The 24,352-nt window shown below is 58.7% G+C and carries 23 protein-coding genes and 2 pseudogenes; 13 read left to right on the top strand and 12 right to left on the bottom strand.

Translation table 11 applies throughout. From position 1 onward, the window contains the following. Positions 1-12: 12 nt before the first annotated feature. Positions 13-1,008, bottom strand: a pseudogene (ilvA, locus tag PSH65_RS17030) (threonine ammonia-lyase, biosynthetic); the annotation flags it as partial. A 247-nt stretch (positions 1,009-1,255) separates the two neighbouring features. Between ilvA and PSH65_RS17035 the strand changes: the two are divergent. Continuing rightward, entirely contained in the window at positions 1,256-1,606 is a 351-nt protein-coding gene (locus PSH65_RS17035; protein WP_305421414.1) for a DUF2834 domain-containing protein, read from the top strand. 59 nt (positions 1,607-1,665) lie between these two features. Here PSH65_RS17035 and PSH65_RS17040 read toward each other — a convergent pair whose 3' ends face one another. Further along, positions 1,666-2,589 (bottom strand): magnesium transporter CorA family protein, encoded by a 924-nt coding sequence (locus tag PSH65_RS17040; RefSeq protein WP_305421415.1) that lies wholly within the window; start codon positions 2,587-2,589, stop codon positions 1,666-1,668. 7 nt (positions 2,590-2,596) lie between these two features. Next, positions 2,597-4,075 carry a RimK family protein gene (locus PSH65_RS17045; protein ID WP_305421416.1) on the bottom strand — a complete coding sequence of 493 codons (1,479 nt, stop codon included), beginning with the start codon at positions 4,073-4,075 and terminating at the stop codon, positions 2,597-2,599. Between the two features lie 200 nt (positions 4,076-4,275). Between PSH65_RS17045 and rimI the strand changes: the two genes are divergently transcribed. Further along, on the top strand, positions 4,276-5,373 hold the full coding sequence (gene rimI / locus PSH65_RS17050) for a ribosomal protein S18-alanine N-acetyltransferase (protein ID WP_305421417.1): 1,098 nt from the start codon (positions 4,276-4,278) through the stop codon (positions 5,371-5,373). 107 nt (positions 5,374-5,480) lie between these two features. Here the strand turns inward: rimI and PSH65_RS17055 are convergent, their stop codons facing one another. Both PSH65_RS17055 and PSH65_RS17060 read right to left on the bottom strand, forming a co-directional pair. Further along, positions 5,481-6,632 carry a PQQ-dependent sugar dehydrogenase gene (locus tag PSH65_RS17055; protein ID WP_305421418.1) on the bottom strand — a complete coding sequence of 384 codons (1,152 nt, stop codon included), beginning with the start codon at positions 6,630-6,632 and terminating at the stop codon, positions 5,481-5,483. A 51-nt stretch (positions 6,633-6,683) separates the two neighbouring features. Further along, positions 6,684-7,043: a hypothetical protein gene (locus tag PSH65_RS17060; RefSeq protein ID WP_305421419.1), complete on the bottom strand. Its 360-nt coding sequence runs from the start codon at positions 7,041-7,043 to the stop codon at positions 6,684-6,686. A gap of 209 nt (positions 7,044-7,252) precedes the next feature. Here PSH65_RS17060 and PSH65_RS17065 point away from each other — a divergent pair, with 209 nt between their 5' ends. Then, positions 7,253-8,113 carry a Ku protein gene (locus PSH65_RS17065; protein ID WP_305427006.1) on the top strand — a complete coding sequence of 287 codons (861 nt, stop codon included), beginning with the start codon at positions 7,253-7,255 and terminating at the stop codon, positions 8,111-8,113. Between the two features lie 82 nt (positions 8,114-8,195). Here PSH65_RS17065 and lpxO read toward each other — a convergent pair whose 3' ends face one another. Then, a complete protein-coding gene (gene lpxO / locus PSH65_RS17070) occupies positions 8,196-9,095 on the bottom strand; it encodes a lipid A hydroxylase LpxO (RefSeq protein ID WP_305421420.1) in 900 nt (299 codons plus the stop codon). Between the two features lie 382 nt (positions 9,096-9,477). Here lpxO and PSH65_RS17075 point away from each other — a divergent pair, with 382 nt between their 5' ends. After that, complete coding sequence (locus tag PSH65_RS17075; RefSeq protein ID WP_095054913.1) at positions 9,478-9,684, top strand: hypothetical protein; 207 nt, start codon at positions 9,478-9,480, stop codon at positions 9,682-9,684. Between the two features lie 90 nt (positions 9,685-9,774). Here the strand turns inward: PSH65_RS17075 and PSH65_RS17080 are convergent, their stop codons facing one another. Next, entirely contained in the window at positions 9,775-10,056 is a 282-nt protein-coding gene (locus PSH65_RS17080) for an excalibur calcium-binding domain-containing protein (RefSeq protein ID WP_305421421.1), read from the bottom strand. A gap of 306 nt (positions 10,057-10,362) precedes the next feature. On the opposite strand from PSH65_RS17080, the pseudogene PSH65_RS17085 reads away from it, so the two are divergent. The 3 genes and pseudogenes from PSH65_RS17085 to PSH65_RS17095 form a co-directional block, all read left to right on the top strand. Further along, a pseudogene (locus tag PSH65_RS17085) lies at positions 10,363-10,701 on the top strand (hypothetical protein); the annotation flags it as partial. Positions 10,702-10,706: 5 nt separating this feature from the next. After that, entirely contained in the window at positions 10,707-12,296 is a 1,590-nt protein-coding gene (locus PSH65_RS17090; protein ID WP_305421422.1) for an ABC-F family ATPase, read from the top strand. Positions 12,297-12,588: 292 nt separating this feature from the next. Continuing rightward, a complete protein-coding gene (locus PSH65_RS17095; protein ID WP_305421423.1) occupies positions 12,589-13,776 on the top strand; it encodes an MFS transporter in 1,188 nt (395 codons plus the stop codon). A 117-nt stretch (positions 13,777-13,893) separates the two neighbouring features. On the opposite strand, the gene speB is transcribed toward PSH65_RS17095, so the two are convergent. Further along, entirely contained in the window at positions 13,894-14,853 is a 960-nt protein-coding gene (gene speB / locus PSH65_RS17100) for an agmatinase (protein WP_305421424.1), read from the bottom strand. Positions 14,854-14,875: 22 nt separating this feature from the next. Continuing rightward, complete coding sequence (locus tag PSH65_RS17105; RefSeq protein ID WP_305421425.1) at positions 14,876-15,967, bottom strand: polyamine ABC transporter substrate-binding protein; 1,092 nt, start codon at positions 15,965-15,967, stop codon at positions 14,876-14,878. A gap of 101 nt (positions 15,968-16,068) precedes the next feature. On the opposite strand from PSH65_RS17105, the gene PSH65_RS17110 reads away from it, so the two are divergent. From PSH65_RS17110 to PSH65_RS17120, 3 genes are all read left to right on the top strand, one after another. Further along, positions 16,069-16,971, top strand: a complete 903-nt coding sequence (locus PSH65_RS17110) for a LysR family transcriptional regulator (RefSeq protein WP_305421426.1) — start codon at positions 16,069-16,071, stop codon at positions 16,969-16,971. A 258-nt stretch (positions 16,972-17,229) separates the two neighbouring features. Further along, the gene (locus tag PSH65_RS17115) at positions 17,230-18,705 is read left to right on the top strand and encodes a nucleobase:cation symporter-2 family protein (RefSeq protein WP_305421427.1); all 1,476 of its coding nucleotides are present in this window, start codon (positions 17,230-17,232) and stop codon (positions 18,703-18,705) included. 55 nt (positions 18,706-18,760) lie between these two features. Further along, the gene (locus PSH65_RS17120; protein ID WP_305421428.1) at positions 18,761-19,228 is read left to right on the top strand and encodes an LEA type 2 family protein; all 468 of its coding nucleotides are present in this window, start codon (positions 18,761-18,763) and stop codon (positions 19,226-19,228) included. A 13-nt stretch (positions 19,229-19,241) separates the two neighbouring features. On the opposite strand, the gene PSH65_RS17125 is transcribed toward PSH65_RS17120, so the two are convergent. Continuing rightward, positions 19,242-20,804 (bottom strand): alkaline phosphatase D family protein, encoded by a 1,563-nt coding sequence (locus tag PSH65_RS17125; protein WP_305421429.1) that lies wholly within the window; start codon positions 20,802-20,804, stop codon positions 19,242-19,244. Positions 20,805-20,907: 103 nt separating this feature from the next. On the opposite strand from PSH65_RS17125, the gene PSH65_RS17130 reads away from it, so the two are divergent. Beyond that, positions 20,908-21,453 carry a GNAT family N-acetyltransferase gene (locus PSH65_RS17130; RefSeq protein ID WP_305421430.1) on the top strand — a complete coding sequence of 182 codons (546 nt, stop codon included), beginning with the start codon at positions 20,908-20,910 and terminating at the stop codon, positions 21,451-21,453. A gap of 97 nt (positions 21,454-21,550) precedes the next feature. On the opposite strand, the gene PSH65_RS17135 is transcribed toward PSH65_RS17130, so the two are convergent. Then, on the bottom strand, positions 21,551-22,474 hold the full coding sequence (locus PSH65_RS17135) for a carbon-nitrogen hydrolase family protein (RefSeq protein ID WP_305421431.1): 924 nt from the start codon (positions 22,472-22,474) through the stop codon (positions 21,551-21,553). A gap of 85 nt (positions 22,475-22,559) precedes the next feature. Here PSH65_RS17135 and PSH65_RS17140 point away from each other — a divergent pair, with 85 nt between their 5' ends. Next, positions 22,560-23,474 carry a LysR family transcriptional regulator gene (locus PSH65_RS17140; RefSeq protein WP_305421432.1) on the top strand — a complete coding sequence of 305 codons (915 nt, stop codon included), beginning with the start codon at positions 22,560-22,562 and terminating at the stop codon, positions 23,472-23,474. Between the two features lie 41 nt (positions 23,475-23,515). Here the strand turns inward: PSH65_RS17140 and PSH65_RS17145 are convergent, their stop codons facing one another. Next, positions 23,516-23,767 (bottom strand): hypothetical protein, encoded by a 252-nt coding sequence (locus tag PSH65_RS17145; RefSeq protein ID WP_007897387.1) that lies wholly within the window; start codon positions 23,765-23,767, stop codon positions 23,516-23,518. A gap of 164 nt (positions 23,768-23,931) precedes the next feature. On the opposite strand from PSH65_RS17145, the gene PSH65_RS17150 reads away from it, so the two are divergent. After that, a complete protein-coding gene (locus PSH65_RS17150) occupies positions 23,932-24,249 on the top strand; it encodes a YqjD family protein (RefSeq protein WP_305421433.1) in 318 nt (105 codons plus the stop codon). The last annotated feature ends 103 nt before the right edge of the window (positions 24,250-24,352 follow it).

The following is a 24,352-nucleotide window of genomic DNA, read 5'->3' on the forward strand; positions in this document are numbered from 1 at the left end:
CGACACGCCGCTCAACGCGGCGCGCTCGGCCACATGTCGCAAACTGTCGAAATTGATGTTCGCTCCCGAATCGATGGCCACCAGGGTCTGACCCTTGGCGCCGGTTCGTGCCACGTACTGTTTGATCCCGGCCACGGCCAAGGCGCCGGAAGGCTCGGTGATCGAGCGGGTATCGTCGTAGATATTCTTGATGGCGGCGCAGAGTTCGTCGTTGCTGACGGTCATCACCTCATCGACACAAAACCGGCAGACCTCAAAACCATAGGCACCAATCTCTGCAACGGCCACGCCATCGGCGAAGGTGCCGACGGTTGGCAGCACAACCCGTTCGCCAGCCTGTAATGCAGCCTGCAAGCAGGCGGAATGTTCCGACTCGACGCCGATGATGCGGACTTCAGGGCGCAGGTATTTGACGTACGCGGCAATGCCGGCGATCAAGCCACCACCGCCCACCGGAATGAAAATCGCGTCTAGCGCCCCTTGGTGCTGGCGAAGGATTTCCATGGCGACGGTGCCCTGCCCCGCGATCACGTCCGGGTCATCGAAGGGCGAGACAAAGGTGCGACCGGTTTGCCTTGCCAGGCTCAGTGCGTACTCCAGGGCAAACGGAAAACTCTCGCCGTGCAACACCGCATTGGCGCCTCGGCTGCGGACACCCGTCACCTTCAATTCCGGCGTCGTGCAGGGCATGACGATGGTTGCGGCGATACCCAACTCGCGGGCCGCCAATGCTACGCCTTGGGCATGGTTGCCCGCCGAGGCCGTGATCACGCCACGGGCTTTCTGTTCGTCGCTCAGGTTCACCAGTTTGTTGTAGGCACCGCGGATCTTGAAGGAAAACGTCGGTTGCAAGTCTTCGCGCTTGAGCAGGATCTGATTGCCCAACGCCTCGGACAAGGCCGGTGCGGTTTGCAACGGCGTGCGCACGGCGAGTTCGTAAACCGGCGCGGCGAGGATCTTTTTCACGTAGTGCTCTAGCAAGCTCTGCTGGGCGGGGGTGCTGTTCATGGTCGTCTCCTGACTTTGATCGGAGCCCAGAGACAGAAAGTAAAAACCCGCCTCTAGGGCGGGTTGGGTGCTGCAGTCGTGAGCTAGCCCGCCAAATAAGGAATGGCGGTAATAATGCTTGGCTGGCAGCGCAATACGGTGGAAGTCATGGCTGGAAATTAGCCGGACGCTAATGGCAAGTCAATGGCCAATTTTCGAGGGTCGCTGTAGGCTGGCGATTCTGCTCATTGTCCCAAGGAAGGAAACCATGAAGTCTGTCGCCCTGCCCCTCATCGCCCTGATCGTTTTCGCCGGCTACACCATTTCAGTAATGCTACAAGCCGAGCAGTCGTTGCTCGACTTCGGCATCAGCCTGATGTCGCGGCCGGATACCGCGCAGGTGGTGATCGATCTATACCTATTGGCGACCCTTGCCGGTATCTGGATGTACCAGGATGCGCGCAAGCGTGGGCAGTCGGGATTGTCAGTGGTTCCCTATCTGTTGGTGACGGCGATTTTTGTGTCTGTCGGGCCGTTGTTGTATCTGGTGGTGCGGGGGCTTCAAAGTGGGAAAACTCCATCGATACCACTCAACAAGCATGATTCAGGATTGTTGTGATTTTTCGATGGCTTTCGCGAGCAAGCCCGCTCGCGAAGGCGATCTGACAGCCGCCGGAATCACTTCGCCAGGCGCTTGAGGCCAATCACCATCCCCCCCGCCCCGAGCATCATCGCCGTCAGAAACAACGGATAGGAAAGCCACCACGGCGTGCCGGCGGTCATCATGCTGAACTCGGACATACCGCCAATGCTCGCAATCAGGTTCAACGGCAGAAACACCACGTTGATCAACGTCAGTTTGCGCAGCAGGTTGTTCATACTGTTGTTCATCAGGTTGCCCCGCGCATCGATCAGCCCGGAAAACACCGTGGAGTAGATTTCCGCCTGTTTGTAGCACTGGTTGTTTTCGATAATCAGGTCGTCGATCAAACCAATGGCTTCAGCGCTGAAGTGTTCCTTCGCCGCATGATTACGCAGCCGGGTCAGGACCGCGCCGTTGCTGTGAATAGCGTTGATGTAATAGATCAGGCTTTCGCTGAGGTTGAACATCTGAATCAGGTGCTGGTTCTGCATCGAGGCATTGAATTTTTGTTGCAACTCCCGGGCAACCATCTTGATCACCTTGAGGTGCCCCAGATAGTGGTGAATGTTGTTGAACAACAGGTCGAGCAACACATCCAGTGGCGTGTTCAGTGACTGCCGCGTGCCGAGGCCGCTGAGCGGCGAGTCGTCGGTGGCGATCACCAGCAGACGCCCCGGGGAAAACAGCAAGCCGCAGGACGACACTTCGAAGGCCAGGCTGCCGCCACCGGAGTAGTTTTCCGGGCGCTTCCAGATCAGGAACAGGTTGTCGGGGTGGAACTCGATGCGCGACACCTCGTCGGGGTCCAGGGCTGAGGCCAGAGCGTGTTCGTCGAGTTTGAAATGGCTGTGCAACAGATCCCGTTCGGCCGCGTCGGGGTTACTGAATAGCATCACGTCGGCGTCTAGCCGCTCAATCGCGTGCAGGGCGCCGTGGCTCAGCTCAAAACTCTTGATCATCGGCCGCTCACCAGGCTTGGCCGCGGCGTTTGAGCTCCAGCCGACGGACAAACTCTTCCAGCACCAAGGAATACAAATCGTCCTGCAAGTAGGCGTCTTCGATGCCTGCGTCCATGTTCGGGTTGTCGTTGACTTCGATCACCACCACTTTGTCGCCGGACTGTTTCAGGTCAACGCCGTAGAGGCCGTCGCCAATGAGATTCGCGGTTTTTACCGCCAGTTCAACCACCGCTCGCGGCGCTTCGTGAACCGCCAGGGTGCGGCATTCGCCGTTGATGTCCTGGCCTTTGGCTTTGTGGTTGTAGATCTGCCAATGGCCCTTGGACATAAAGTACTGGCAGGCAAAGATTGGTTTGCGGTTGAGCACGCCAATGCGCCAGTCGTATTCGGTGTAGAAGAATTCCTGGGCCAGCAGCAATACCGAGTGTTCGAACAGTTCGGCGGTGGCTTCAAGCAAGGCTTGCTGGCTTTCAACCTTGATAACGCCCTTTGAGAAACAACCGTCGGGTATCTTCAGCACCAGTGGAAACCCCAGACGCTCGCCTACCCGCTCGAAATCTTCCGGTCGTTCCTTGTAGAGGATTTCAGTGGCGGGCATACCCAGCTGATGGCTTTTGAGCAAATCAGTCAGGTACACCTTGTTGGTGCAGCGCAGGATCGACGCCGGGTCATCCATCACCACCAAACCTTCGCTCTCGGCTTTTTTGGCGAAGCGGTAGGTGTGGTTGTCGACGCTCGTTGTCTCGCGGATCAGGAGCCCGTCGTATTCGGCGATTCGGGCGTAGTCCTTGCGTTCAATCAGCTCGACGTCGATGCCTAGTGTCTTGCCGACCCTGACAAAGTTGTCCAAAGCCTTGGGATTAGAGGGCGGTAATGCTTCTAGCGGATCGTGCAGAATGGCCAGGTCATAACGGGCCAATCGCCTGGAGCGCGGCATGCGCCAGATCTTGCGACTGAAACTGTCGAGCGCATGAGCGAACTGATCTTCCTGATCTCCACGCAACTTATGCAAGGCACCAAACTTTACACCTTCGATATGCCAACCGTTAGTTCGACGAAACTCAACCAGCAATATCGGACAAGGAAAAACCTCGAACAACTGTCGAGCCAGATCCTGTAATGGTTCGATAGAAGTTTTGCCGAAGTACAGTGTCAGGGTAAACCCTTCGGTATCGCTGTAAAGGTGATTGCTGAGGGCTTTTTCCAGGGTTTTATCCAGATCATCCAGGGCCAGGCCATACAGGGATTTACGGGTCAGTTCGCTGATGGTTCGCACCGATGGAATAACCTTGTGCCCCCGCGCTTCGGCCAGCAGCGAGCAGTAATAACCGTGCCCGAGGTACTTGTAGCTGCGGCACAGGTTGATCACCTGAACCCGCTTGCCCTGCTCGTTGTCGCGGGTCTGTTCGAGGTATTCCTGGGCAGTGACGATGTCTTCACTGGGAAAGTAGGAGGCCCAGTCTTCCTTGCGTTCGACGATGATCATCAACTGGCTGGAAGTTCTGATCGAGCCATTTAAATAATTTGCAGAAGTTATTGCTGTCGGCAACTTTTGCTCAGATACTTCGCGCCAATGACCTTGTACCGCTGACATAGTGATTGATCCATTGAAGAACAAGACCTTTCCTATTAAGCACGAACTTTTTCGAAAGTCCCGTTTCGTTACGCAACTTTTACGGCGGTCATATGAATCCTGTTTTTCGCTTGGCGGTAGTTGAAGACATACCGGCACTGCTGGCACTCGAACAGCAATGTTTCACCACGGACCGGCTCAACAGTCGCAGTTTTCAATGGATGATTAGTCGGGCTCACGGGCAACTGCTGGTGGCCCAACGTGGCGAGCAATTAGTGGGCTATGCGGTGGTGCTGTTTCACCGGGGCACTTCATTGGCGCGCCTGTACTCGATTGCGATAGCCCTTGATGCTCGCGGCAGTGGACTGGGCAAGCAATTGCTCGAACGTGTCGAGGCCTGCGCCGTTGAGCATGACTGCGCCTACCTGAGGCTGGAAGTGCGTATCGACAATCCGACGGCGATTGCTCTGTATGAGCGCAACGGCTACCGGCGTTTCGCGCTGATTCACGACTATTACCAAGACCATGCCGACGCGCTGCGATTGGAAAAACGTATCCTCCACCACCACGATTCACGCAACATCAAGGTGCCTTACTACCCGCAGACCACCGAGTTCACCTGTGGCCCGGCCTGCCTGCTGATGGCCATGGGCGCGCTGCAAGACGATCGAGCGTTGGAGCGCGGCGAAGAACTGCAAATCTGGCGTGAGGCGACCACGGTGTTCATGACGTCTGGTCACGGTGGCTGCAGCCCTCAAGGTCTGGCGCTGGCAGCATGGCGGCGTGGCTTTCGGGTGCGGCTGCAACTGAGCATGGCCGGGCCGCTGTTTCTCGACGGTGTGCGCGATGCTCATAAAAAGGATGTAATGCGCCTGGTACACGAGGAGTTCACGGCGCAGCTGCAAGCCACCGACGTGGAACGAATGATCGGCGGACCACTGGATCTGCCACGGTTACTGCACGATGGTGGACAGCCGCTGGTATTGATCAGCAGCTATCGCCTGACCCGTTCCAAGGCGCCGCACTGGGTGATCGTCACCGATTGCGATGAAGAGTTCGTCTACCTGCATGATCCGGATGTGGATCACAGCCAGCATCGTCAGCCGATGGACTGCCAGCACTTGCCGGTCAGCCATGGGGAATTCGACAAAATGTGCAGTTTCGGACGAGGCAAGCTGCGGGCTGCGGTGATTCTCTACCGGCGTGAGTAAACCTGTGGCGAGGGAGCTTGCTCCCGTTCGAGTGCGAAGCAGTCGATTGCATGGGGGGCGCTTGGCACCCCAGCGGGAGCAAGCTCCCTCGCCACAGGTTATGCGTTTTACTTCAACCCAACCTTGTACAACACACCATCGTCCTCATCGGTCAGCAAATACAAATACCCATCCGGCCCCTGCCGTACATCGCGAATCCGTTTATTGAGTTCACCGAGCAACCGCTCTTCGTGAACGACTTTGTCGCCTTCGAACTGCAGGCGAATCAGTTCCTGACTCACCAGCGCCCCGATAAATACGTTGTGCTGCCAGGCCTTGAAGCGATCGCCGTCGTAGAAGGCCATGCCGCTCAGGCCCGGGGACTTTTCCCAGACATGGTGCGGGGCCACGGTGCCTTCGGCGGTTTCGCCCTTGGCTTCCGGGATCGGCAGGCCGGAATAGTTGATGCCGTGGGTTGCCAGCGGCCAGCCGTAGTTCTTGCCTCGTTCGATGATGTTGATCTCGTCACCGCCTCGGGGGCCGTGCTCATTTTCCCAGAGTGTGCCGCTCCAGGGGTTGAGTGCCGCGCCTTGCGGGTTGCGTTGGCCGTAGGACCAGATTTCCGGGCGAACGCCTTTTTGCCCGACAAAGGGGTTGTCCTTCGGCACCTTGCCATCCGGGTAGAGCCGCACGACCTTGCCTTGGAGCTTGTCGAGGTCCTGCGCCGTGGGCCGGTCGTTATTCTCGCCCAGGGTGATGAACAGATAACCGTCGCGGTCGAACACCAGCCGCGAGCCGAAATGATTGCCGACCGAGAGTTTGGGCTCCTGACGGAAGATCACATTGAAATCCTTGATCGCCGTCAGGTCTTCCGACAACCGTCCGCGACCGACCGCCGTGCCGGCCTTGCCGCCTTCACCGCCCCCTTCGGCGTAAGACAGATAGACCATGCGGTCTTGCTTGAAATCGGGCGACAACACCACATCGAGCAACCCGCCTTGCCCCTTGGCCCAGACCTGAGGCACGCCACTGAGCGGGCCCGAAAGTTTGCCGTCGGCGCTGACCACCCGCAGGTTGCCGGGCCGCTCGGTCACCAGCATCCCTTGGCGGTCGGGCAGAAACGCCAGCGCCCAAGGGTGCTCCAGGCCTTTAACGATTGGCGTGAGCTCAACGGTGCCCTGCTCGCTTTTAAAATCCTGTGTTGGCGCCGCGAAGACGGGCGCCGTGACTGTCAATAACGCGCTGGCACAGAAAGTGGCCAAGAGGGTTTTACCCAACATGCACGATTCCTTTTGTCGTCAAAATGGCTGGCAAGACTTCTGTCCTGCCGTTCAACGGTAGTTGCGGCCCGAGTCCCGGGGCGGTGGATTGGGAATGAATTTCGGTGGGCTGCTGGGAGCCGATCGATCTTGCGGATAGCGGTTGCCGATACCGCCGTTATCGAGCGTTGGGGGTCGTGGCACAGGCACCGTGTTTGGACCGCGGATCACCGGGATGCTTGGCTGGGTGCCTTGCATGCTGTTGGGATTGGCCCGACGGATCGGGCTGTTGTAGGGATTGTTATTGGTGCTGCCCGGCAGGTTCTGCGCCATCAGCAAGGACGAGGACGGCGATGCGGCGTCTGCCAGAGCCAAAGGGCTTAGCAGGCCACTCAATGCCAGCGCGATGACGCCGAGCACACATCGGTTCATGGGGACCTCTCTAAATGAGCGTGCCACATTTCATGGATGAATGAAGCCACGCTACGCCCAGGGTTCGAATTTGTTAACTGAAACCTCCCCCACAAGATGTAACACGAGTTAACGGCACCGCCGATCCGCCCGCAGGACCGGGCCGCTGCCGACTGAAACTTTTGCCCTTGACCACAGGTCACCAGAACATCAACGACGAGATCACGACGATGGCACGGGCAATCTGGAAAGGCGCAATCAGTTTCGGTCTGGTGCACATCCCCGTGGCGCTGGTTTCGGCGACGTCTTCGCGCGGGATTGATTTCAACTGGCTCGACAGCCGCAGCATGGACCCGGTCGGCTACAAGCGCATCAACAAGGTCACCGGCAAGGAAGTCAGCCAAGAGCACATCGTCAAAGGGGTCGAGTACGAAAAGGGACGTTACGTGGTGCTCAGTGAAGAGGAGATTCGTTCGGCCCATCCAGTGTCGACCCAAACCATCGATATTTTTGCCTTTGTCGCCAGCAAGCAGATCCCTCTGCAAAACATCGACACGCCCTACTACCTGGCGCCGGACAAGCGCGGCGGCAAGGTCTATGCGCTGTTGCGCGAAACCCTCAGCAAAACCGACAAGGTCGCGCTGGCCCGCGTTGTGTTGCATTCGCGCCAGCACTTGGCGGCGCTCATGCCGCTGGAATCAGCCATGGTGCTGGTGATGCTGCGATGGCCCGCCGAAGTGCGCAGCCTTGATCAACTGGAACTGGGCAGTGAAGTGACCAAGCCGGATCTGGCCAAAGGTGAGCTGGAGATGGCCAAACGACTGGTGGAGGACATGAGTGCCGACTGGACGCCCGAGGAGTACCGCGACAGCTTCGAAGACAAGATAATGGCGCTGGTCGAGAAGAAAGCGAATGAAGGCAAGATCGAAGATGTCGAAACGGCGACAGGGGAAGAGGTGCGTAAAACCGCCGATGTTATCGATCTGACCGAGCTGCTCAAGCGGAGCCTAGGTGGCAAGGGTGGCGGTAAAACGACAGCAAAAGCCAAAACGACTACAGACAAAAAAGCCACGAAGCATTCTCGTGGCTGACCGCTCCCACAGGTTCGGCGGGCGCGTGGATACTGCGGGAGCGGGCTTGCCCGCGATGGCGTCATGCGCCACAACGCAAAATTCAGATCAAAACAAAAATCACCAGCAACCCACCAAAAACCGCCCACTTCTCCAGGTAGTAGCGAGTGCGGTTACGTTTCTTGAGCGCTTTGCCGCGCAGGCGAATCTTGTAGATTTTGGCGAACAAGCGGTTGATACCACCGACCTTGTCGCCGGCATCGTTCGGCGCCCCCGCCGCCGCCATCACCGTACGGCTGAACCAGCGGTTGAACGCCGCCGCCCAGCGATACTTCATCGGCCGCTCAATGTCACAGAACAGGATGATGCGGTTCTGCGCGGTGGTGTTTTCGGCGTAATGAATGAAAGTCTCATCGAACATCACCGCTTCGCCGTCGCGCCAATGGTAGTTCTCACCGTCGACGTTGATGTAGCAACCGGCATTGTTCGGCGTTTCCAGTCCCAAGTGATAACGGTAGGAGCCGGCATACGGATCGCGGTGACGCACCAGTTTCGAACCCGGCGGCAATTCAGCAAACATCGCGGCCTTGATCGAGCCGATGCTTTGCACCAGCTCAGTCGTGCGCGGGCAGAGCTTTGCGGCCGATGGGTGACTGTCGCCGTACCATTTCAGATAGAAACGTTTCCAGCCACTTTTGAAAAACGAGTTGAAACCAACGTCGTCGTACTGATTCGAACGCTTGATCTCCCCGGCCTTGAGCAGATTCTGGCCTTCGGCGCGAATCTCTTCCCAATGAGCCTGCAAAGGGCTCAAGTCGGGAAAGTCTGCCGGATTGAGATAAGGCTTATTGGGTGTTTTCGAGAACAGATAAAGGAAGCAATTGATCGGCGCCAGAAACGTCGAGTGGTCGCTCAGTTGGCGGCCTAATTTGTGGCGCACTTTTCCACGCAAGTGAACATATGCGATGGAGATGACATAAATAGCGGCAATAATAAGTTTCACGAAAATCGTCACACGTCAGAAGTGAACAAACTGCGTCCCAATGGCGCGTTCTTGAGCCATGCCGACGGTCGGCACAGGGTCGAAAGATGGCATTTTAGCCATACTTTGTAATTAATAGTTAACCTTCAACTGTGAAAATGTGTCCACGTTATTGTTAGCGCGGGTCGGCCGTAATGCGAACCGCTCTCCCGATAGTAGCCTCCTGCCATACCACCATCCGTCGCATATGTAAACACGACACTCAATACGAGGCCCTGTCTGGCTTAGGCTTTGCAAAGCCCGGACCTAGCAGCCCCAGAGCGACGTAATTCTGACGCGGCGGCAATTAAATTAACGTTTAGGACTCCAGCGATACGCTTGGTCAGTCACCGGGAGATGTAACGTGTCAACTCTCAATGAAATCGCAGCGAACCACGCGAGAATGGCTAAGGCAAAAGAAGAAGAGTCGACCGGGCTGAGTGAGCGACACCTTCAAATAGTGGGAAGTTTTGAAATCCCATCCATTGATGAACAACAACACATTCCACTGCACCTCATCACCGGAGGGCAGGACAACCACCTCGGACAAGCCACTGGCTACTTGCTCTGAGTCTCGATCTGGTCAGTCACCGGTTTGTCGCGCGCGGTTCAGCGTGCGGCAAAGCCAGAGTTTCAACTGCTGTTGCTCAGCGGCAAATAGTCATTGGCACCACTGCGACTCACAGGGTATTGCGTCGTTGTCGCCGTCCATTTTCATTCCTGGGCAATTTTGCAGAAAGTTCTTGGCCTCTGCACACGAGGTCATCTGCGAACAATACTTGCGTCCATCACATTTGAAAGGAGCTGAAACAGGCTTTGGCGCAGTCACGACTGTAGCGATTTGTTTGGGATTCGATAGTTGAGCCGCAGCCCAGGACTGTAGTTCAGGGGAAAGCTTCCAAGCCAACAGACCAACAACAAGCATCACCAAAATCAGTTTCATTTTGATCCCATCCATGATGAGAGACCATTTGCGCTCCCGCTATCGATCAGGTGATGGTCAGCGGTGATGACAACGAAGCGCCAGCGCGCCCGGAAACCCGGCCCCTGACGAAGAAGAATAGACCCCTCTGCACCGCCCTGCGCGACATAAGGGAGACGAATCTGAATAGGTGCCCACCCTGACCAAGTGCTGGCCATTCAGTAATCCATCTGAAACACACCAGGCCGGGCAAGCGGTGCTGACTTTACCCAGAGCCACGCCCGGTGTCCCGAACACAACGCTGAACAAAAATAACATCGACGTGTGATCAAGGAGTTCCCCTACGTGTGCCCGCCCCCTGAATGAGCCAAACCATCAGACAGATCCCGGTTCTGCATAAACCAGCGCCGAACCTTGAAGAAGCGTGCGACACGTTATCGCCCACCGTACAACTGCCGTCACACTTATGCGACAATATGCACAATGTCTGGCATGAATCCCGCCTTTATTGCCCAACAGCTTGGACACAGCGTCCAGATGCTGCTCTCGACTTATGCGCGCTGGTTGAACTCTAGCGGTGACTGGGGAGAGATGGAAAGAAACTCCAGAACGCCCCAGGAATGGCCTAAGCGCCAATTGCGCAGCTCGCAACCCATTGATAGGTAAAGTAATTGATCTCCACAGCTAACATCACGATGCAGTTCGGCGCCAAGCCGCTATTCGAAAACGTCTCGGTCAAATTCGGCGCCGGTAACCGCTACGGCCTGATCGGCGCCAACGGTTGCGGCAAGTCGACCTTCATGAAAATCCTCGGTGGCGACCTCGAGCCGTCCGGCGGCCAGGTCATGCTTGAGCCGAACGTGCGTCTGGGTAAATTGCGTCAGGACCAGTTCGCCTACGAAGAATTCACCGTGATCGACACCGTGATCATGGGTCACGAAGAGCTGTGGAAGGTCAAGGCCGAGCGCGATCGCATCTACTCGCTGCCGGAAATGACCGAAGAAGACGGCATGGCCGTGGCCGAGCTGGAAACCGAATTCGCCGAAATGGATGGCTACACCGCTGAATCCCGTGCCGGCGAGCTGTTGCTGGGCCTGGGTATCGGCATTGAGCAGCACTTTGGCCCGATGAGCGAAGTGTCCCCGGGCTGGAAACTGCGCGTATTGTTGGCGCAGGCACTGTTCTCCGATCCTGAAGTGCTGTTGCTCGACGAACCGACCAACCACCTGGACATCAACACCATCCGCTGGCTGGAAAACATTCTGACCCAGCGCTCCAGCCTGATGATCATCATCTCCCACGACCGTCACTTCCTGAACAGCGTGTGCACCCACATGGCTGACCTGGACTACGGCGAGCTGCGCCTGTTCCCGGGCAACTACGACGAGTACATGACCGTAGCGACCCAGTCCCGCGAGCAACTGCTGTCGGACAACGCCAAGAAGAAAGCGCAGATCTCGGAACTGCAATCGTTCGTCAGCCGCTTCTCGGCCAACGCCTCGAAAGCCAAGCAGGCCACTTCCCGCGCCAAGGCGATCGACAAGATCCAGCTGGCCGAGGTCAAGCCTTCGAGCCGTGTGAGCCCGTTCATCCGTTTCGAACAGACCAAGAAGCTGCACCGTCAGGCGGTCATCGTCGAGCGCATGGCTAAAGGCTTCGACGGCAAGCCGCTGTTCAAGGACTTCAGCTTCCAGGTTGAAGCCGGCGAGCGCGTGGCGATCATCGGCCCGAACGGTATCGGTAAAACCACCCTGCTGCGCACCCTGGTCAACGAATTGACTCCGGATGCCGGTACTGTGAAGTGGACCGACGCCGCGGAATTGGGCTATTACGCCCAGGACCACGCTCACGACTTCGAAGATGACTGCAACCTGTTCGACTGGATGGGCCAGTGGACCCAGGGCGGCGAGCAACTGGTTCGCGGCACCCTCGGCCGTATGCTGTTCTCCAACGACGAGATCCTCAAGTCGGTCAAGGTCATCTCCGGTGGTGAGCAAGGCCGCATGCTGTTCGGCAAGCTGATCCTGCAAAAGCCGAACGTGCTGATCATGGACGAACCGACCAACCACTTGGACATGGAATCCATCGAGTCGCTGAACCTGGCGCTGGAGAACTATCCGGGCACGTTGATCTTCGTCAGCCACGACCGTGAGTTCGTATCGTCCCTGGCCACCCGCATCATCGAGTTGAGCGCCGACGGCGTGATCGACTTCAGCGGCACCTATGACGACTACCTGCGCAGTCAGGGTGTTTTGATGTAAGACGGCTTCTAGCCTCAATTGAAAAGCCCTGTCCTGGTGACGGGGCTTTTTGCATTTCAAGGCCAAGGGATGCTTTGGTGCTGACACCTTCGCGGGCAAGCCTGGCTCCTACGGTTTTGTGTCGTTCGCGCGTAATGCGAACAACTCGGGACCTCTAGGAGCGAGGCTTGCCCGCGAAGAGGCCCTCGATAACGCTGCAAAATTCAAAGGCCAATATAGTTAGCCTGCTTCCTTTTATTCCCCACCCACGCCATGATGCAGTTCTCCTGCCGCCGCCCGCGAACGAGCTCTCATGTCTGTGCAGCAACTGCCCCCGCAAAGCTCAATAGCGATCACCCTGCAGATCGTCTCCATCGTTTTCTATACCTTTATTGCCTTCCTCTGTATCGGCCTGCCGATTGCCGTGTTGCCGGGGTATGTCCATGAGCAGTTGGGGTTCAGCGCCATCGTGGCGGGGCTGACCATTGGTTCTCAGTACCTGGCCACCCTGCTCAGTCGGCCCATGGCCGGGCGTCTGTCGGACAGCATCGGTACCAAACGGGCGATTGTTTACGGCTTGTCGGGGATTGCGTTGAGCGGCGGGCTGACATTGCTGTCGACCCTGCTGCAAAGTGTGCCGTGGTTGAGCCTGATCATCCTGATCGCTGGCCGGTTATTGCTGGGCATCGCTCAAGGGTTGATCGGGGTCGGCACGATCAGCTGGTGCATGGGCCAGGTCGGTGTCGAGCACACGGCGCGTTCGATTTCCTGGAACGGCATCGCTTCGTACGGCGCCATCGCCATCGGCGCGCCATTGGGCGTGGTGATGGTCGCTGAACTGGGGTTCACAAGCCTCGGGATCGCGCTGTCGTTACTGGCCCTGCTAGCGCTGCTGTTGATCCGCAACAAACCTTCGGTGCCGGTGATCCGCGGCGAGCGTTTGCCGTTCTGGGCGGTGTTCGGGCGCATTGCCCCCTTCGGCGCGAGCCTGAGCCTGGCGTCCATCGGTTACGGCACGCTCACCACTTTTATTACCCTGTATTACGTCAGCCGTGGCTGGAGCGGCGCGGCTTACTGCCTGACGGTATTCGGGGTCTGCTTCATTCTGGCGCGGTTGTTGTTCATATCCAGCATCAGCCGTTTCGGCGGCTTCACCTCCGCCATCGCGTGCATGACCATTGAAACCGTCGGGTTGGTCCTGCTGTGGCTGGCGCCCTCGACGGGTTATGCCTTGATCGGCGCCGGCCTGACCGGGTTCGGCCTGTCGCTGGTGTATCCGGCGCTGGGGGTGGAAGCAATCAAGCAAGTGCCCAATGCCAGTCGCGGAGCGGGTTTGAGTGCTTATGCGGTGTTTTTTGATCTGGCACTGGCGATTGCCGGACCGCTGATGGGCACGGTGGCGTTGAACCTGGGGTATTCGTGGATTTTCTTTAGTGCGGCGTTGTTGTCGGTGACCGGGCTCGGTTTGACCTTATTACTGAAACACCGCGCAATGGCCTAAGCCTGCCGTAAATCTCCTGTGGGAGCGGGCTTGCTCGCGAATGCGGTGGATCAGACACATTAATGTCGACTGACACGCCCCTTCGCGAGCAAGCCCGCTCCCACATTGGTTTGTGTGTTACCGATCAACCTTATGCCTGGCCGCATACAAACACAGCATCTCCATGGCCAACGTCGCCGCCGCCAGTGAGGTAATGTCCGCGCAGTCGTAGGCCGGTGCCACTTCCACCACGTCCATCCCCACCAGGTTGATCCCGCGCAACCCGCCGAGAATCTCCAGCGCCTGCACCGTGCTCAAACCGCCGCACACCGGCGTTCCGGTGCCCGGCGCAAAGGCCGGGTCGAGGCAATCGATGTCGAAGGTCAGATACACCGGGTGGTCACCGACCCGCGCACGAATCGCCTCGACAATCGCCTCGCACCCTTGCCGATGCACCTGCCGCGCATCCAGTACCTGAAAGCCCTGATGATCGTCATTGGTGGTGCGCAATCCAATCTGCACCGAGCGCGATGGATCCACCAACCCTTCTTTGGCCGCATGCCAGAACATCGTGCCGTGATCGACGCGTTTGCCCTCCTCATCCGGCCAGGTGTCGCTGTGGGCATCGAAGTGAATCAATGACAACGGGCCATGCTGGCGGGCATGCGCCTTGAGCAGCGGATAACTGATGAAGTGATCGCCGCCAAACGTCAGCATCGCGCAACCGCCGCTCAGGATGTGCCCGGCGTGAGCTTCGATGCTTTCCGGCACCGATTGCGGCGTGCCGTAATCGAAGGCGCAATCGCCGTAGTCGATCACCGCCAAGTGATCGAACGGGTCGAACGTCCACGGCCAGTGGCGTTCCCAGGCGATCCCGGTGGATGCCGCCCGAATGCCGCGCGGTCCGAAACGCGCGCCGGGGCGGTTGCTGGTGGCGGTGTCGAACGGCACGCCACTGACCACGACGTCGACACCACGCAAGTCGCGGCTGTAGCGACGGCGCATGAAACTGGTGATACCGGCGTAGGTGCTTTCGGCGGCAGTCCCGTAAAGACTGTCGCGGGTCATGGCCTGATCGTTCTGTGCAGGGACGTCCATGAGTGTGTTCCTTATTGTGGGCTTATTGGCGGCTACGGAAAGTGGCCCACAGACGGGTGCGCTGACGCATGTCCTTGAGGCTCATGCTGCGGTCGGCATACAGCCGCTCACGCACCTCGCTCTGCGGGTAGATGTCGGGATCGCTGCGCACCGCCTCATCCACCAATGGCGTCGCCGCCCGATTGGCCGTGGCGAAGAACAGCGTATTGGTCAGCGCGGCGACGGATTCGGGACGCAACATGAACTCGATGAAGGCCCGGGCGGCTTCGGGGTGCGGCGCATCCTTGGGAATCGCCAAATTGTCCTGCCACACCAGCGTGCCCTCCCGCGGAATGCGGTACGCCACCTCGAATGGCTTGTTGGCCTTGCGCGCCTGATCGGCAGCCATGCTCGCGTCACCGTTGTAGGTCAATACCAGGCAGACGCTGCCATTGGCCAGATCGTTGATCTGGCGTCCGGTGGCGACGTACAGCACCGATGGCTGCAACTGACGCAACAGCGCGTCGGCGGCTGTCAGATCAGCCTTGTCGGTGCTGTAGGGATCTTTACCCAGATAATGCAGTGCCAGGCCGATCACCTCTTGCGGCGAGTCGAGAACCGCAATGCCGCAGTCTTTCAACTTGCTGGCGTATTCGGGTTTGAACAGCAGGTCCAGGCTGTTGAGCGGTACGTTGGGCAAGCGCTGCTGCACTGCTTCGACATTCATTCCCAACCCGAGGGTGCCCCAGGTATAAGGCACGCCATACCGATTGCCGGGGTCGACCGCCGCCAGTTTTTCCAGCATGTCCGGGTCGAGGTTGGCGTAACCCTTGAGGCCATCGTGAGGAATTTCCTTCAGCGCGCCCGCCGCCAGCCCACGGGCCAGCACACTGGACGACGGCACCACCACGTCATAGCCGCTGCCGCCGGTGAGCAGCTTGGTTTCCAGGACTTCCGGCGCATCGAACGTGTCGTAGCGCACATGGATGCCGGTTTCCTTTTCGAACCGTTGCAAGGTCTCGGGCGCCACGTAATCGGCCCAACTGTAGAGATTGAGGACTTTTTCCTCTGCCTGGGCCGGCACGGCCATGGCGAGGAACAGCGCGGGTAAACACAGCTTGAAGAGCGGAGCCATGACAAACACCTGACCGGAGGAAGTGGTTGCAGAATGCGTCGTCAGTTACATTGGAAAAATACCAAGTTAGTTATCCTGACTTTAGTGCGGAGTAATGTTTGATGCTCGGTCAACTTCACGACCTGGACCTGCACCTTCTGCGCCTGTTTGTCAGCGTGGTGGAATGCGGTGGCTTCAGCGCGGCCCAGGGTGACCTGGGGCTGAGCCAGTCGAGCATCAGCCAGCAGATGGCCAGGCTCGAAACCCGGCTCGGTTATCGCCTGTGCAGTCGCGGCAAGGGCGGGTTCAAAGTCACCCCCAAGGGCGAACAACTGCTCCTTGCCATTCGCGCCTTGTTCGAGTCGATCGAAGCGTTCCGACATCAATCCAACGGCGTGGCCGGACGCTTGATCGGTGAAGTGCGCCTGGGCTTGTCCGAAGCGCTTGATCAGTCGGTGCTGCAACGGGTTGCCGAGGCGATCCGGCGCTTTCGCGAACGGGATGAATCAGTGCGTATCGAGCTGATCAGCGCCATGCCCGGCGAGATGGAGCGGTTGTTGCTGCAACAACGGCTGGACCTGGCGATCGGTTATTTCTCACAGGCGCAGAGCGCTTTTGACTACCGCGAGTTGTTCACGGAAACCCAGCATTTGTATTGCGCCCCCGGGCATCCGTTGTTCACCGATGAGGCGCCTGACGATCAAGCACTTCAGGCCTGCGACCGGGTCGATCACCCCTACCGCTTCCTGCGCAGCGACGAGCCGTTTCAGGGGAAGAGGTGTTCGGCGCGTTCCGAGCAGGTCGAAGGCACCCTCGCCTTCATTCTTTCCGGCAAGCACGTTGGCTACCTGCCCGATCACTTCGCCCGCAGCTGGGAAGACAAAGGATTGCTGCGCGCCGTGCGCCAGGGCGATATGAGTTTTGAGGTGGCATTTCACCTGGCGCGCCATCGTGCTCAGGTGCCGGGGGATGCGCAGAAGGCGTTTGAAGAGGATTTGCTCGCGGCGTTTGCGGCGCCCGTTTAATCCCCGGCGCACACTGTGGCGAGGGAGCTTGCTCCCGCTGGGCTGCGAAGCGGCCCCAAAAATCGGCTATCGCGATATTCCAGTTAAACCGCGTGTGCCGGGTTTGCGACTGCTGCGCAGCCGAGCGGGAGCAAGCTCCCTCGCCACAGGTTTTGTGTATGCCCCTCTGTACCGTTTAGCGTTGCCCTCGCTGCTCGCGGCTGGCATCCTGCGCCTCCATTTTCTGACCCGGCCCCGCCTTTCGGCACGCAAACCACCATGACCGCCTCTGAAAAAGCCCCTGCCCCACGCCACAACGACCTGATTTACGGCCTCGACGATCGCCCCCATCTGACCGCCACGGTCTTCGCCGCCCTGCAACACGTGCTGGCAAGTTTCGTCGGCATCATTACCCCGACGCTGATCATGGGCAGCGCCCTGGGCCTGCAAAGTGAAGTGCCTTACCTCATCAGCATGGCACTGTTCGTTTCGGGGCTGGGCACGTTTGTGCAGGCGCGACGGTTCGGCCCGGTCGGCTCCGGCCTGTTGTGCCTGCAAGGCACCAGCTTCTCGTTTATCAGCGTGATTCTCAGCGCCGGGTTCATGGTCAAAGCACGTGGCGGCGGCACCGATGAAATCCTCTCGACGATTTTCGGCGTGTGCTTTTTCGCCGCGTTCATCGAGGTGGTGCTGAGCCAGTTCATCGGCAAGCTGCGGATGCTGATCACCCCGGTGGTAACCGGCACCATCATCACCCTCATGGGCCTGTCGCTGATCAAGGTCGCCATGACCGACATCGCCGGCGGTTTCGGTGCGACGGATCTCGGCGCCGCCAGCCATCTGGCGCTGGCGGCACTGGTGCTGGGAACCATCGTGGTGTTGAACCGGGTGGATGTGCCGTTCCTGCGCCTGGGCGCGATCGTCATCGGCCTGGCCCTCGGTTACGCGGTCGCCTGGTTCATGGGCCAGGTCGATTTCGCCAGCCTGCCCGCCGTGCCGCTGATGAGTGTGCCCGTACCGTTCAAGTACGGTTTCTCCTTCGATTGGGTCGCGTTCGTGCCGGTGGCGGTGATTTTCCTGGTGTCGCCCCTGGAAGCCGCCGGTGACCTGACCGCCAATTCGATGATTTCCCGGCAGCCAGTCAAAGGCCCCCTTTATATCCGCCGGATTAAATCCGGCCTGCTGGCCGACGGTCTCAATTCGGCGATGGCGGCGGTGTTCAACAGCATGCCGATGGTGACCTTCGCCCAGAACAATGGGGTGATTCAGCTCACTGGTGTGGCCAGCCGTTATGTGGCGTTTTTCATCGCCGGCCTGTTGGTGGTGCTGGGGTTGTTCCCGATGATCGGCGCGGTGCTGCAACTGATGCCGAAACCGGTGCTCGGCGGCGCTGAACTGGTGATGTTCGGCACCGTGGCAGTGGCCGGGATCAAGATTCTCGCCGAGGCCGGCCTGCATCGACGCAACATGCTGATCGTGGCGATTTCCCTCGGCATGGGCCTGGGCGTCGCGGCAGTGCCTGACGTATTGCGCGAGTTGCCGAAGGCGCTGCACAACATCTTCGAATCACCGATCACTGTCGGTGCGTTGTGCGCTATCGTGCTGAATATCTTCTTGCCCGAAGAGTTCATCGAGCTGGAAGAAGACGAGTTCGATCCGGAAGCCTCGGTGCTTCAGGTGATGCAGAACCCGGATGTTGCGGCCAAGGGTGAACCCGTGCCTCCCGTGGTTGTCGCACAGTTGAACCGTCCGTAATGCTCGAAGGCCGAGCCATGCACGGTTCGGCCTTTTACTTTACGAGAGCCTGTCCATGCGCAGATTAATTGCCCTGTCCCTCCTGCTGCTCTCTCTCAGTGCATGTGCCCTGTTTCCCAGTCGCGACCCGCTGAACATCAACGTGGTCGGTATCGAGCCGCTGCCAAGCCAGGAACTGGAAGTGCGTTTTGCGGTAAAACTGCGCGTGCAAAACCCCAATGAAACGGCAATCGACTACAACGGCGTGGCGCTGAATCTGGAAGTGAATGGCCGACAACTTGCCTCCGGCGTCAGCGACCAATCGGGCTCGATCCCCCGTTTCTCCGAAGCGGTGGTAGTGGTGCCGGTGAGCATTTCGGCGTTCACCGTGCTGCGTCAGACCCTCGGCCTGAGTCAGACACAAACACTGGATAATCTGCCGTACGTGCTTCGGGGCAAATTGGCTGGCGGCGCGTTCGGCACTATGCGTTTTGTCGATCGCGGCAAACTCAGCCTGCCGGGTTCTACCTCCGGGACCTGGTAACGTTCATCGGCCGCTACATAACGGGGTCGATCACCTGCGTCACACAATGCTTGAGCCCTTCTATGTGCCAGTTGGCCCATAGCCGGGTTTTGCCGTTGCTGCCTTCATCAGGCTCTATCGCCAGCCAGTTTCGAGCAGCAATCAGGTAACGCCCCCTTGCGCCGATGGGCAACATGGTTCCGGTGATGGCGTAGTCGATCTGCTCCTGGTTCCCGCCGATGGACTCCAGAAAGTGCACCGCCAGGGCCGGTGGCGAAGGATGGACGACGCCGGTGGAAATCAATTGATAGATCTTCCCTGATCCGTCGCTGCCATGCCGGGCCAACTTCGATTCGATTACGCAGACCCCAGCCACATGAACATCGCCGGACACCAGCGTGACCTTGCATGATTCGGCATTGGCAAAATCCAGCAGGCGCATGATCAGCCGCTTGCGTTCGTCCCGGTGGGGCAGGCTTCGCCAGTGGTCGCGCAAATCGTCCTCGAGCTCCTGCTGCCCCGAAAGCAGATCCAACGCCTTTTCGGCAGATTGCAAGTCAAGGTAACCCACGGGAATACTCGACATCAGCAGCAGGTGCTTATGCGCCTTGACCTTGCCTAGCCAAGCGTAGATCGCATCCCAACTGACTGGCGAAATGACCCGAGTTTGTTGAACCCGTGGGGCCGTCAAATCCGGCGCACGTTCGCTGCGCAGGTCGGGAACCAGCAATGCCAACTCGCCCAGACCGGTGAACCCCAGGTGAAAGCCGTCAGCGGTGTCGGGAATCGCGCAGGGATGAGTATCAGCGGAAGGCTTGAGGTGAGGATGAGTCTGGATCAGTTGCTGCTGGAAAATCCTGAAATAGCGTTTGGCCATGGCAAACAGCCCCTGAAACACCGGACTCGAATGCAGTATCTCGTCGTAGGAGCCCCAGCCATCGATGATGTCATGGTCATCCCACATCATCACCGTCGGGATGACGCTGAACACTTTCGCCACCTCAGGCTGTTTCCAGCGTTCCAGGTAGAGCCGGGTGAAAAACCTATCCAGATCGGCTTCGATCACCTTACTGTAGACCGCCTTTTTACGGTCGGCGAAGGGTTTGGCGAACCATGTTTTCATGGACGACACATTGCTGCGCATGTCGTCGCTGTAAACCTGATCGCCCCCCATCAACAGCAGGTGATAAGGCTCGCCTTGATGAACGCCCCACATGTGCTCCCAGCGCTCGTTATTCCTGTCCACCTTCTCCATATCCTTGGGGTCCGAGAAGCCGTTGCACGACACATACGCGATGCGCGGCGTCTGGCCCTCGGCAGGAACGACGAAATTGGTCTCCGTACCCTCTATCTTGATCGTGTAGGTAATGGCAACGCTCTGGTCTTGCACCGCTTTGAAATCGATGCGCCAGACGCGGTACTGAGGGTTGAGCAACGGGATATCGGCGGTGGCCAACGGTTTGCCGGCGGTGACACCGCTGGGTACTTTTACGCTGGGCGATAACCCGCCCAAAGGTAAAACCACTAGAGCAGACACGTTATAGACATTACTGTTGATACCACGAAATTGCAGAATCGGGCCTAGTAACAAACTCATGGGTAGTCCATCCATTGACAGGGGTGTGAACGCCTAAAGATTAGACGACAATCGATGCTGCGCATGAAGCGCATCGCCCGCCCGTACAAGGAAGTCACCCACGATGCACCCTGCTCCAACGCTCTACACCGAACGACTGATTTTGCACCCGCTGGAACTGGCCGATGCCGAGGCCATCCAGCAACAATTCCCTCACTGGGACGTGGTGCGTTATCTGAATGTCCTGGTGCCGTGGCCTTATCCCGCCGATGGCGCGATGACTTACCTGCGTGATATTGCCCTGCCGGCGATGGCCCGTGACGAAGAATGGCACTGGTCGATCCGCCTGAAGTCAGCGCCCGATCAACTGATTGGTAATGTCAGCCTGATGAATGAACAGGACAATAACCGCGGCTTCTGGCTGGCCCCGCAATGGCAAGGACAGGGGTTGATGGGTGAAGCCAGTGCAGCGGTGACCGAGTACTGGTTCGAAACACTCGGCCGGCCGTTGCTGCGCGTGCCGAAAGCGGCGCCGAATATCGGCTCGCGCAAACTCTCGGAACGTACTGGCATGCGCTTGATACACATCGAAGAGGGCGACTTCGTCAGCGGGCGATTCCCGAAGGAACTGTGGGAGATCACCCGTGAAGAGTGGCTTCAACTGCGCTGAAGATCCAATGTGTGTGGGGCTTGCTCGCGAAGAGGGCGTGTCAGTCGACATTAATATCAGCTGACACACCGCCTTCGCGAGCAAGCCCACACATTTGTTATGCGTTGAACCGCACACCCGGCTTGGCCCGCTCATCCACCGTCAACTCAAACACGTCCGGGCGCGCGTAGTGCCCGACCACGTCGTAGTCGTAACGGGCGCGGATCAGGTCGGCGGTGTCGATTTCGGCGGTGAGCAAACCCGCCTCGTCGCGCAGCGGTCCGGCGAGAATGTCGCCCATGGGCCCAACAATCACGCTGCCGCCAGCAATCAACGGACGCTGCGCCGGCCAGTTGGCGATTTCCACGCCCAAGGCTTGCGGTGAGGCCTGGACCTGACAGGCACTGACCACAAAGCAGCGTCCTTCATGGGCGATGTGGCGCATGCTGACTTGCCACATTTCCCGCTCGTCCACCGTCGGCGCGCACCAGACCTCCACGCCTTTGGCGTACATCGCGGTGCGCAGCAGCGGCATCATGTTTTCCCAGCACACCACCGCGCCAATCCGCCCGACCTGGCTGTCGATCACCGGCAAGGTCGAGCCATCGCCCTTGCCCCAGATCAGTCGTTCGGTGCCGGTGGGCATCAGTTTGCGGTGCTTGGCGACCAGCCCGGCCTGCGGATCGAAATACAGCGCGGTGCAATATAAGGTGCTGCCCGTGCGCTCGATCACGCCGATCACCAGGTTGGCGCCAGTGCGCGAGGACAATCCGGCCAGGGCTTCTGTCTCGGCACCGGGCACGTCGATGGCGTTGTCGAAATACCGCGCAAACGCTTCCCGCCCCTCTGGCAGTCGATAGCCCAATTGCGTGCCGAAGCCCTCGCCTTTGGGGTAGCCGCCGAGCAATGCCTCCGGCATGACCACCAGTGCCGCACCGGATTCGATAATGGCGGTTTCCCAGGAGAGGATTTGATCGAGGGTGTCGGCCTTGCCGCCGGGCAACGCGCCGATTTGCAGCGCAGCAACGATGGACTTGGGCATCGTGGTAACTCCGTCAGTAATGAGGTGTTGCTCATTCTGCGGCGCCACAGGATCATGAATAAAGCCCGACTCACTGCTGAATGATATGAACCAAATGAATATCGCGACCGTCGATCTCAACTTGCTCAAAGTCTTCGAAGCCCTGCATGAAGAGTCCAGCGCCAGCCGTGCCGCGCTGCGTCTGGGCGTGACGCAATCGGCGGTCAGCGCGGCGTTGCGTCGATTGCGTGAGGTGTATGGCGATCAGTTGTTCGTGCGCACGGGTCGAGGCCTTGCGCCGACGCTCAAGGCCAACCAGTTGAAACCGGTGGTCAGTGATGCGCTGAATAAATGCCGCCAGAGCCTGGCGATGGTCGATCCGGCTGCGCATCAATACGACGGGCGCTCGGTGACGGTGGGTTTGTCGGATGATTTCGAAATTGCCTACGGGCGACGATTGATTGAAGAAATCGCTGATCGCGCGCCGAAACTGCGATTGATCTTTCGCCAGACCCATAGCCAGATCGTCGCCCGGGCCTTGATGGAACGCAGCATCGATCTGGCGATCACGGCAGGCGGGTTTGCCGAGCGTTTGCTCAGTCGTCAGGTGCTGGGTGAAGGCGATTATCGGTGTCTGGTGGATCCCCTCAGTCTGGCCGAAGGACAAGAGACTCTCAGCCTTGAGGCGTTCGTCGCCCGCGAGCACATTCTGGTGTCATCGGGCGGTTTTATCGGGATTACCGATGAAGGCCTGGCAGCGTTGGGGCTGAGTCGGCGGGTCTGCGCGTCGACCACGCATTTTGCGGCGTTGCCGTATCTGCTCAAGGGCAGCCAGGCGGTGGCGACTATTCCAGCCCATGCGGCTCGAAGTATCGCCGCGCTCAGCGGACTGGCGTTGCTGCCCTGCCCTTTGGCGCTGCCACGCTACCCGATCGAACTGGGCTGGCGCACCAGCACGCAGCTCGATCCGGTGGTGCTGAAAGTGCGCGAGGCGATTATCGCGACCTTTTCCCATCTGTAGGCGCTGGCGCAGGCAATTTCGAAACTGTCCGTGCTGGAAGCCTATTTAGCGGCCATCAGGCGATTGACTTCACTGCGCACCATGTTCGCGAATTCCGGCGGCGACATGCCGTCGAGTTCGGCGCGGACCCACTCGGCCCATTTGCCTTTGCGCTTGGCACGCTCACCGAACAACCGTGCGGCTTCGCCCTTGGATTTACCCAGGTTGTTTTGCCAGAGTTCGAACAGACGGGATTTTTCATCTTCCAGCGCCGCGCGCTCGGCAAGGGGTTTGTCGGCCAGATTGAAGCTCATGGGAATTACCTGCTGCGTAAAATAGGCGACATCTTACACTGTAGAAAGAAATGTCCTGCCCTGGATTTTTTTTCAGGGTGGAGTCGCCACGCAAAATTGTGCAACTTTTGCCATGGCGCCAGACTCCATTGTTCACTGCCTTTTCACCTGCAAGGAGTACTCCAATGGCCCGCAAAATCATCGATCAAGTCGCCGAGGATCAAATCAAGGATCAGGTCTTCAGCGAACTTCAGGCCCTGATCGAAGAGTCGGAAAAACTGCTGAAGAGTAGTGCTTCACTGGTCGGTGAAGAAGCGGACACCCTTCGTGGTCAAATCGCCCAGAAACTCCAGCAGGCCCGGGGTTCAGTCTCCAGTATGCGTGACCGGACCAAGCCCGCAGTCGAGGCCAGCGAAATCTACATCGGGGGTCATCCCTGGCAAACCGTAGCCATCTCCGCCGGATTCGGTTTGGTGGTGGGGCTGTTGTTGGGCCGGCGTTAAGCCATTGAGCAACAGTACGGAACCTGTGGGAGCGGGCTTGCTCGCGAAGGCGGCGGTACAGTCAACATTGATGTTGCCTGACACACCGCTTTCGCGAGCAAGC

It is taken from the genome of Pseudomonas sp. FP603 (assembly GCF_030687415.1).
Classification (GTDB): domain Bacteria; phylum Pseudomonadota; class Gammaproteobacteria; order Pseudomonadales; family Pseudomonadaceae; genus Aquipseudomonas; species Aquipseudomonas wuhanensis.